This window comes from Thioalkalivibrio sp. (assembly GCF_041690275.1).
Classification (GTDB): Bacteria; Pseudomonadota; Gammaproteobacteria; order Ectothiorhodospirales; family Ectothiorhodospiraceae; genus Thioalkalivibrio.
On record NZ_JAWLHP010000088.1, the window covers coordinates 1 to 8,387 of the forward strand.

9 protein-coding genes are annotated in these 8,387 nt (G+C 64.1%); 8 read left to right on the forward strand and 1 reads right to left on the reverse strand.

What is annotated here, in order from left to right; genetic code table 11:
• Positions 1 to 358 precede the first annotated feature (358 nt).
• From ACESMN_RS12685 to ACESMN_RS12720, 8 genes are all read left to right on the forward strand, one after another.
• Positions 359 to 997, forward strand: a complete 639-nt coding sequence (locus ACESMN_RS12685) for a response regulator (RefSeq protein ID WP_373053972.1) — start codon at positions 359 to 361, stop codon at positions 995 to 997.
• Between the two features lie 474 nt (positions 998 to 1,471).
• A complete protein-coding gene (locus ACESMN_RS12690) occupies positions 1,472 to 1,714 on the forward strand; it encodes a hypothetical protein (RefSeq protein WP_373053973.1) in 243 nt (80 codons plus the stop codon).
• On the forward strand, positions 1,692 to 2,126 hold the full coding sequence (locus ACESMN_RS12695) for a PIN domain-containing protein (protein ID WP_373053974.1): 435 nt from the start codon (positions 1,692 to 1,694) through the stop codon (positions 2,124 to 2,126). Before ACESMN_RS12690 ends, ACESMN_RS12695 begins: the two co-directional genes overlap by 23 nt.
• A 137-nt stretch (positions 2,127 to 2,263) precedes the next feature.
• The gene (locus tag ACESMN_RS12700) at positions 2,264 to 2,902 is read left to right on the forward strand and encodes a hypothetical protein (RefSeq protein WP_373053975.1); all 639 of its coding nucleotides are present in this window, start codon (positions 2,264 to 2,266) and stop codon (positions 2,900 to 2,902) included.
• A 582-nt stretch (positions 2,903 to 3,484) separates the two neighbouring features.
• Positions 3,485 to 3,733, forward strand: coding sequence for a type II toxin-antitoxin system Phd/YefM family antitoxin (locus tag ACESMN_RS12705; RefSeq protein WP_373053976.1), 249 nt, complete (start codon positions 3,485 to 3,487; stop codon positions 3,731 to 3,733).
• Positions 3,733 to 4,161, forward strand: coding sequence for a type II toxin-antitoxin system VapC family toxin (locus ACESMN_RS12710; protein WP_373053977.1), 429 nt, complete (start codon positions 3,733 to 3,735; stop codon positions 4,159 to 4,161). The genes ACESMN_RS12705 and ACESMN_RS12710 overlap by 1 nt, the downstream gene beginning before the upstream one ends.
• Positions 4,162 to 4,829: 668 nt before the next feature.
• Positions 4,830 to 6,290 (forward strand): TIGR03013 family XrtA/PEP-CTERM system glycosyltransferase, encoded by a 1,461-nt coding sequence (locus ACESMN_RS12715; RefSeq protein WP_373053978.1) that lies wholly within the window; start codon positions 4,830 to 4,832, stop codon positions 6,288 to 6,290.
• 111 nt (positions 6,291 to 6,401) lie between these two features.
• A complete protein-coding gene (locus tag ACESMN_RS12720; RefSeq protein ID WP_373053979.1) occupies positions 6,402 to 6,983 on the forward strand; it encodes a Uma2 family endonuclease in 582 nt (193 codons plus the stop codon).
• 63 nt (positions 6,984 to 7,046) lie between these two features.
• Here ACESMN_RS12720 and ACESMN_RS12725 read toward each other — a convergent pair whose 3' ends face one another.
• The gene (locus ACESMN_RS12725; RefSeq protein ID WP_373053980.1) at positions 7,047 to 7,994 is read right to left on the reverse strand and encodes an ExeA family protein; all 948 of its coding nucleotides are present in this window, start codon (positions 7,992 to 7,994) and stop codon (positions 7,047 to 7,049) included.
• Between the last annotated feature and the right edge of the window lie 393 nt (positions 7,995 to 8,387).

Sequence of the window (8,387 nt, forward strand, 5' to 3'; positions counted from 1 at the left end):
AGGAGGCGAGCCCTCTTGTGGGAGCGGCCTCTGGCCGCGATGGCCCTGGGCACAGGGCTCACCGCGGATCGCGGCTGGAAGCCGCTCCCACAACCCCCTACCGGCGCGATCCTGCTCGGCCGCTCCAACCCCCCAACAAACCCCTCGCAATAGTGCAAACCACCCCCGGTGCTATCGGAAGTGGGTGAAAACCCGGAAAACTTGCATATAATCTTCGGATGAGCCGCCACCCACCACCGCTCCGCCTCCCCGCCTGGATTAGGGAACCGCGGATCCGTCTTTCCCGCGGTATGCCGCTGGGCGGCGAGCAACCGCCGGGGGTTCCGGCATCCAGTTCCAGTAAAGGAGAAGCCCCGCGATGAGCATCCGCATCGTGCTTGCGGACCGTCAACCGATCGTGATCGAGGGGCTGCGGTCCCTGATCGGGGACGAGCCGGACATGGAGATACTCGACGCCTGTGACACCGGGGTGGAGGCATTGGAGAGCGTGCGGCAGAACCGCCCGGACATCCTGCTCACCGGCATGAACCTGGCCGACATCGACGGCCTCGAGGTGCTGCGGCAGCTCCGCGACGAGGGCGTGTCCACCCGCATCGTGTTCTTCGTCACCGGGATCGACGACGAGGAGGCGGTGGAGGCGATGCGGCTGCGGGTCGAGGGCATCCTGCTGAAGGAGATGCCAACGCGCCTGGTGCTGCAGTGCATCCGCAAGGTCCACGACGGCGGCCGCTGGCTCGAGACCAAGTCCATGGCCCGCGTCGTCGAGCGTCTGCAGGAACAGGAGAACAGCCGCGGCGAGTTCGTCGACCGCCTCTCCCCGCGCGAGCAGGAGGTCACCCGCCTGGTGATGGAGGGCCTCAACAACAAGGACATCGCCGCCCGCCTCGCCCTCAGCGTGGGCACCATCAAGATCCACCTCCACAACATCTACGAAAAGCTCGGCATCCGCTCCCGCCTCCAGCTTGCCGCCCAGGCCCGCGAAAAGGGCTTCGACTGAGCCGCGGCCGGCGCCCGTTGTTCCGGCATCGGGACCAGAGAGAAGGCTCGGTTCCCACAACTCGGTTCCCGCAAACCGTTGAAAGAAAGAGCGAATCCGGTTGTATAATTTGGCAATGGATAATCGTGAAAACGGCACGTGCGCACCTGCGGCAGGCTCTATGCCCTCGCCGGCAGCGACCGCGATAACGTCCAGGGCTCACCCGCCGCATTGAGCGCACCGAAAAGCGGCTCGACCTGATGGATCGCTGAGGACCGAGGGTCGGACCAGACCACGCGTGAAGGGGGCCGGGGCGAGGCAACAACGGCAACACCGGAGCCTGCACCTGTCGGACCCGATCGTCGGTGAGCCACTGCTGGAACTGCGGATCCGGAAAACAGATCTGTGTACGTTTCTCTGTCCCCCGTTTCCCGCAGCGACCGCGGTGCTGCGGCGGCATTGACACGAAACCAGTGCCACACTAATTTCGTGTCCATGAAAAACATTACCATCACGTTGGACGAAGAGACAGCACGCTGGGTGCGGATCGAGGCGGCGAAGCGCGGCACCAGCGTTTCACGGCTCGTTGGCCACATGCTCGGGGAGCGCCGGCAGAAGGAATCCGAGCGCCGCGCGGCGCTGGAACGTTACATGGCGCGGCCGCGAGAGGCATTGAAGGATGCCGGCTCGAGTTATCCCTCGCGGGAGCAGCTGTATGACCGATCGGTACTTCGTTGATACCAACGTGCTGGTCTACGGCCGGGATGCCAGCGAGCCCCAGAAGCATGAACTGGCGGTCGAGTGGATACATACCCTTTGGAGCCAGGGCTCGGGGCGGCTCAGCTTTCAGGTGCTTCAGGAATATTATCAGGTAGTGACGCGCCGGCTTTCGCCCGGCCTCGATCCGGAGATGGCACGGGCCGACATCCGCGATCTGCTCACATGGCAGCCGGTACAGATCGATTCAGCGGTGCTCGAAGCCGCCTGGTTGATTGAAAAGCGATTCGCTTTCTCCTGGTGGGATGCACTGATCGTCGGCGCGGCGGGCGTTTCAGAGTGCCGTTACCTCCTCTCAGAGGATCTTCAGCATGGCCAGGATCTAAACGGGATCATCGTGCTTAATCCCTTCGAAGCCGACCGGCCTTCGTAGGCGACTCCTCTCGGCAAAAAGGGGACTGGTTTATTTCCCCGTTGTTCGGAAATTCCAGCTCCGGGGACTCCGGTTTCTTGCCTGCGCACACGCCCGCGACACTAAGGTGTGCGCTTTCACAACACCGGAGCCTGCACATGTCGGAACCCATCGTCGGTGAGCCACTGCTGGAACTGCGCGACCGTCGCATCTATCGCGTGGGCGACCACGAACCTACCGTATGGCTGATCGACGACCGCGAGCTGGGCGGCGTTCTCGTCAATGCGCCGCCATTCTCCGAGGCCACCGCCGCGGCGATCCGAGAAGTCACTGCCCTTGCCTACCTGTTCCTGCCGAGCCGCCGTGGCGCCCGCGACCTCGATGCCTGGCGCGGCGCCGGCGTCGAGGTGCTGGCCTTCGAGGCGGAGGCCCCCGCGATCCGGGCTGCCGGCGGAACCGTGGACATCGCCTTCAACCGCAAGCAGCGCCTCTCGCGCACCATCGACTTCCTGCCGATGGCCGGCGTGACCGAGGGCAGCTGCGCGCTGCGCCTCAAGAACCTGCCCGGCGTCGTGTTCTTCGGACCGATCCTCGCGCCCGGCCCCGACGGCTGGCCGACGCTGATCCCCAATGCCGACGACCACTCGTGGGAGGCCCGCCTGTTCGGCGCCCTCGGCGTGAAGGACCTGAAGTTCGCCTACGCCTTCTGCGACCGTTTCGAGCCGGGCACCACCCTGTACGGCCCGGATGCCGACGCCAAGATCAAGGCCCGCATCGAGGCGGTCTTCGACGCGTAGAAGCGCGCTCCGGGGTCGGACCAAGCCAACTTTCTGTTTTTAGAGCAAAACCATGCCCAGAATGGCACTGCTAGCGCGCTTAGAGCGCCATTTTCCGCCCGAAAAATGCCCCTCCAAGCGCAAGACCCCGCCCGTGCATCATTTCGATTAACGTGAAGGTCGCGCATTTCTCCCCTCTCCCGCTTGCGGGAGAGGGGTCAGGGGTGAGGGCCGCACCCCCACCCCAAGCGTTACTCCGGGCATCCTGCCCTCCACCCTTTGGGCCCGCCTTCGGCGGTTCGAGTCGTTCCCGGTGGATTTACCCCCTCAAGCGGGGGCGGGGAGATTTTCATCGTCGGGGGGCTGCGTGTGCCATGACAGTTAGCTTGTCCGGTTCAGCGACCTCGCCAACGGCTGGACCCCTGTTTTCGGGCCCCAAAAGCCCCGTTTAAGGCAGATTCAGCCCTCAAGATGCCGGTATTTGTTGAGCCGGTTCAACCACTTGACTTGGTCCGACCCCGGAGGCCCGGCCGGTGCCATGTTGCGCCCAAGCGGCTTTAGTAGTAACGTAACTACAAATGACGTTGGGAGGTAATTGAACAGATGACGACTTTCACGAGCCGTGAATTCAACCAGCGCGCGAGCGAGGCGAAGAAGGCAGCCAAAGAGGGTCCGGTGTTCATCACGGATCGGGGGCGGCCGGCGCATGTCCTATTGAGCATCCAGGAGTATCAGAGGTTGGCCGCCGGACCACAGAAGATCGCCGACTTGCTTGCGATGCCGGGCGTGGAGGAAGTGGAGCTTGAAATTCCGACTGCGCGGGATCGTGCCCAGCCGGCCGACCTGTCCTGATGTTTCTCCTCGACACCAACGTCGTGTCGGAGTTGCGCAAAGTGCGTGCCGGAAGGGCGCACCCCAGCGTCGCGACGTGGGCGGAGACCGTGGATGCCAGCACGCTTTATCTCTCCGTGATCACGATCCAGGAGCTGGAGATGGGTGTGTTGCTCGCCGAACGTCGGGATGGCACCCAGGGCGCACTCCTGCGGGCTTGGCTCAATGCGCACGTATTGCCTGCGTTCGAAGGCCGAGTGCTCCCTGTCGATACCGCGGTAGCGCTGCGCAGCGCCGCTCTCCACGTACCCAACCCAAGGCCCGTTCGGGACGCCCTGATTGCCGCCACCGCACTCGTCCACGGGATGCCAGTTGTCACCCGAAACACAGCCGATTTCGAGCCCACGGGCGTGCGCACCATCAACCCCTGGCAAGTACAGCAGGCTTGATCTAGTGGGGGAGGCCGGGATCGGACCAGGCGGACTCGTTGTTTTTACGAAAAAAATACCGCTGTGAATGGCCCTCCTGGGGCCCTTAGAGCGCCATTTTCGGAGCCGAAAAACTCCCTCCATGCGCGGGCTCAGCCAGTGCCGCGCATCCATTGCCCTTTGCCGGCGGCATAGCGCGCCCTTTCTGCGCCCATTTTGGCGGCCAAAATAGGCCGTGTAAGGCCATTATGATTCCCGAAAACGTGGTCTTTCTGATTGCGATTCAATCACTTGCCTTGGTCCGACCCCATGCCAGCTCCATCCTCGCTTCTGATTGCCCCTATACCCCGAGGGAGCGGGTTGACCATATTGGTCACCTGATCGACGAGGATTGCCAGCCGGATGGACATTCGAGCATCTCAAGCCGTTGAAAACGGCGGGGTGGCGCCATTCTTCAGGCCGGCATGAAATGTGCATTTTTCCGATTGCCACCCTGCGGGATGTTCACGCAATATCAATCACGATCGGCGTACTATCGGATTTTTTCCGAGGTTTTGGCACAACGGCTGCTCCGGGCCTGCCACGAGAAGGGCGAAGTTATGAGACGAAACGAGAGAGCCAGCGAGTCAAAACCAATCGAACCGGGGCCCATCCAGCCGGAGGATCCGAATTCCGTCGCTGAGATCTACGTGCTGCCCCGTTCCGCCCTTGCCAACAAGGGCGTGCGCCGACAGCTGCGTCTACGCCATGGGCACGTGCAGATTCTGGGGCGGGATGTCTCAACGTCCCTGATCCTCCTGGCGCTGACGGAGTTCATCGTGCTGATGGGGGCGCTCTATCTTGCGGGTTCCCTCGGGCTGGCGGCGGACGCGGCCGCGCCAAGCGGGGCGACCGCCAACCTGAACATCACGATGTTCGTCTTCGCCAGCGCGAATCTGCTGGGGCTGCTCAGCATGGGGCTCTACCGTCAAGGGGTGTCGCACGGGCTCAGCAGCCTGCTGCTGCGCGTCGGCGCCGGCCTGATCCTCGGGGCGGGGGCGCTGGCGATCGTGTTTTACCTGATGCCGAGCCTGGCGCTGGCGCGTTCAGAACTCCTGCTGGCCTTCGCGATCTCGATCGTCGGGCTGCTTGCAACGCGCCTGATCGGTCTGCGGCTGCTGGATCAAAGGGCCTTCAAGCGCCGCGTACTGGTCCTGGGCGCCGGCCGCAACGCCGATCTGCTGAACGAGATCCGACCCCGCGGTGATCGGAATCCCTTCGAGCTGGTGGGCTTCGTGCCCGGTGAGGGCGAGACCACGCAGGTCGATGCGCAGCGGGTGGTGAAGCCGGAGCTGCCCCTGGCGCAGTACGCGCAGATCAACCTGGTGGACGACGTCGTGATCGCTCTGGACGATGCCCGCGGCGGGTTCCCGTTCGACGAATTGATCGCCTGCAAGATGACCGGCATCGACGTGATGGAGATCCCGGATTTCTTCGAACGGGAAGCCGGTGTGCTGAAGCTCGACAACCTTCGTCCCAGCAAGATGATCTTCTCGCGCGGGTTCCGTCAGAGCTTCTACCGCGATGTCGCCAAGCGGCAACTGGACATCATCACCACGCTGGCCCTCCTCTTCGTGGCCTGGCCGTTCATGCTGCTCACCGCGCTCGGGATCCTGATCGAGAGCCGCGGCCGCGGGTCGATCCTGTTCCGGCAGACGCGCGTCGGCCAGTTCGGGCGACACTTCACGCTGCTGAAATTCCGCAGCATGGTGATGGACGCCGAGAGCGACGGGGTCGCGCGCTGGGCGCAGGAGGAGGACCCGCGCATCACCCGCTTCGGGCGCTTCATGCGCAAGGTGCGCCTGGACGAGCTGCCGCAGCTGTTCAACGTGCTGCGCGGCGACATGAGCTTCGTCGGACCCCGACCGGAGCGTCCGATCTTCGTCCGTCAGCTCACGGAACACCTCCCGCACTATCAGCACCGGCACTGGGTGAAGCCCGGCCTGACTGGTTGGGCCCAGATCAACTACCCCTACGGCGCATCGCAGAAGGACGCGCTGGAGAAGCTGCAGTACGACCTCTACTACGTGAAGAACCAGAGCATGTCCCTCGACCTGCTCACCATCGCCCAGACCGTCGAAGTCGTGCTCCTCGGCCGCGGGTCCCGCTGAGGCTTCCGGCGGAGTGCAGCCCCCCAGGCCCCGCTACCCCGAAAACCCGCAAACGTCGACCCTTGGACAAGGCATGTCTTATCATCGGGGCAGGCCAGCGAGGAGTGAATCATGGCGCAAGTGGCACCAAGGCAGCGCGTGTCGGAACAGGAGTATCTCGAGGGCGAGCGGACCACCGAGGTGCGGCACGAGTTCGTCGGCGGTGAGACCTACGCGATGGTCGGGGCCAGCGATCGCCATGGGCTGATGGCCCTGAATCTGGCCACCGCACTACATCCCCACGTACGGGGCACCGACTGCCAGCTGTTCATGGCCGACATGAAGCTGCGCGTCGAGGTGGCAGGCGAGGTTGCCTTCTACTACCCGGACCTGCTTCTGTCCTGCGATCCGCAGGATCGCGAGACCTACTTCCGCCAACGCCCCTGCCTGATCGTTGAGGTGCTCTCCGAGGCCACCGCGCGCATCGACCGGCGCGAAAAGCTCTATGCCTACACGCAGATCCCCAGCCTGCAGGAATACCTGCTGCTCGCGCAGGATCGCATCGAGGCCGAACTCCATCGGCGGGAGGGCGAGACCTGGACGACACTGCGCTTTACCGAGGGCGCCGTCCCCTGCACCTGCCTGAATCTCGACATTCCGCTCGCCACCATTTACGAGGACGTGCCGCTGCGCGACGCGGGATCGAGGGCATAAAAGGGGGGACGAGGGTATAAAGGGGGACAGATTTATAAATCTGTCCCCCTTTATGCCGCCGCCTTACTTCTTGCGGTCGAACATCGCGGCGAGGACGGCGCGCGCAGCCTGGTCATCGCGGGGGCGCGTAGCGCGGTTGTCCGCGGCATCCGCTTCCCAGGGGTTCTGTGGCGGTGGCCCTTTTGCGGTTCCCGCCGATCCCATCACCCCGAACCGGGCCTTGTCGCGCAATACTTCCTCGATGACCGTGGACGTGATGAACTCGGCTCCCTGCGAGAAGCCGTAAACGAGTGCGGTGTCGCAGAGGATATTGATCTTGCGGGGGGTGCCCCCCGTCGTCTCGGCGATGCGCGCGATCGCGTCGTCTTCGAACAGGGGTTCGTCCCGGCCGGCGACCTGCAGCCGGTGCCGGATGTAGGCGCCCACCTCGTCCGCGGCAAGCGGCTCGATGTGGAAGTCGGCCGAAACCCGCTGCGCGAACTGCTCGAGCTCCGGCCGGGACAGGAGATGCTTCAGCTGCGGCTGCCCCACCAGCACCATCTGCAGCAGCTGATCCCGGTCGGCGTTGATGTTGGAGAGCATGCGCAGCTCCTCCAGGGTGCTGATGCCGAGGTTCTGCGCCTCGTCGATGATCAGCACCGTGCGCCGGCCCTGGGCGTATTCGTCGATCAGGAAGCGCTGCAGCTGGTCGAACAGCGCCACCGTGTCATCGGAGTCATAGGGCTGATCGAAGGCCAGCAGCACCCACTTCAGCAGCTGGCCAATGTCCTGGCGCGTATTCGAGATCAGCCCCACGGTCACGTCCTGCTCGATGCTGTCGAGCAGGTGCCGGATCAGTGTCGTCTTGCCGCAACCCACCTCGCCGGTGATCACCGTGAACCCGGCCCCGTGCACCACGCCGTACTCCAGCACGGTGTAGGCAAGCGTGTGCCGCTCCCCGAAATACAGGTAGCCGGGATCCGGCAGGATCGCGAAGGGTTTTTCCCTGAGGTTGTAGAAGGCTTCGTACATGGCACCTGGCACGGGTAGCGGCAGCGGCAAGCGCTGCCTGTGTACGATCATGCTAACAAGAAAGCGTTCTCGCGAGGGATAGCGGCAGAAACAATCGCTGCTTAAGGACTAGCGCCCGGGGATCGAAGGCCTGTCTCTCGGCCGGCGCTGGATCGGCCAGAGCGCTGGCCTCCTACCAGGGCCCCACGCCGTACGCCCAAGGGGAGGCAGGATCGGACCAAGCCAAGGCCCGGATCTGTCCGGAACACGACCGAACCGTCACGGCCCCAGGCCACCCCCCGACGGTCGAAGAACGCCGTAGGGTGGGCAAAACGAAGTGTGCCCACCACAGACCGACACGGCCGGGATGGTGGGCCCGCTGCGCTTGGCCCACCCTACGCCCGAGCGCGGCTG

Excerpts from the sequence above, each read along its gene's own strand:
- ACESMN_RS12690 (WP_373053973.1), top strand. The coding sequence starts at position 1,472 with ATGAAAAACATTACCATCACGTTGGACGAAGAGACAGCACGCTGGGTG.
- ACESMN_RS12685 (WP_373053972.1), top strand. The coding sequence starts at position 359 with ATGAGCATCCGCATCGTGCTTGCGGACCGTCAACCGATCGTGATCGAG.
- ACESMN_RS12720 (WP_373053979.1), top strand. The coding sequence starts at position 6,402 with ATGGCGCAAGTGGCACCAAGGCAGCGCGTGTCGGAACAGGAGTATCTC.
- ACESMN_RS12710 (WP_373053977.1), top strand. The coding sequence starts at position 3,733 with ATGTTTCTCCTCGACACCAACGTCGTGTCGGAGTTGCGCAAAGTGCGT.
- ACESMN_RS12725 (WP_373053980.1), bottom strand. The coding sequence starts at position 7,994 with ATGTACGAAGCCTTCTACAACCTCAGGGAAAAACCCTTCGCGATCCTG.
- ACESMN_RS12705 (WP_373053976.1), top strand. The coding sequence starts at position 3,485 with ATGACGACTTTCACGAGCCGTGAATTCAACCAGCGCGCGAGCGAGGCG.
- ACESMN_RS12695 (WP_373053974.1), top strand. The coding sequence starts at position 1,692 with ATGACCGATCGGTACTTCGTTGATACCAACGTGCTGGTCTACGGCCGG.
- ACESMN_RS12700 (WP_373053975.1), top strand. The coding sequence starts at position 2,264 with ATGTCGGAACCCATCGTCGGTGAGCCACTGCTGGAACTGCGCGACCGT.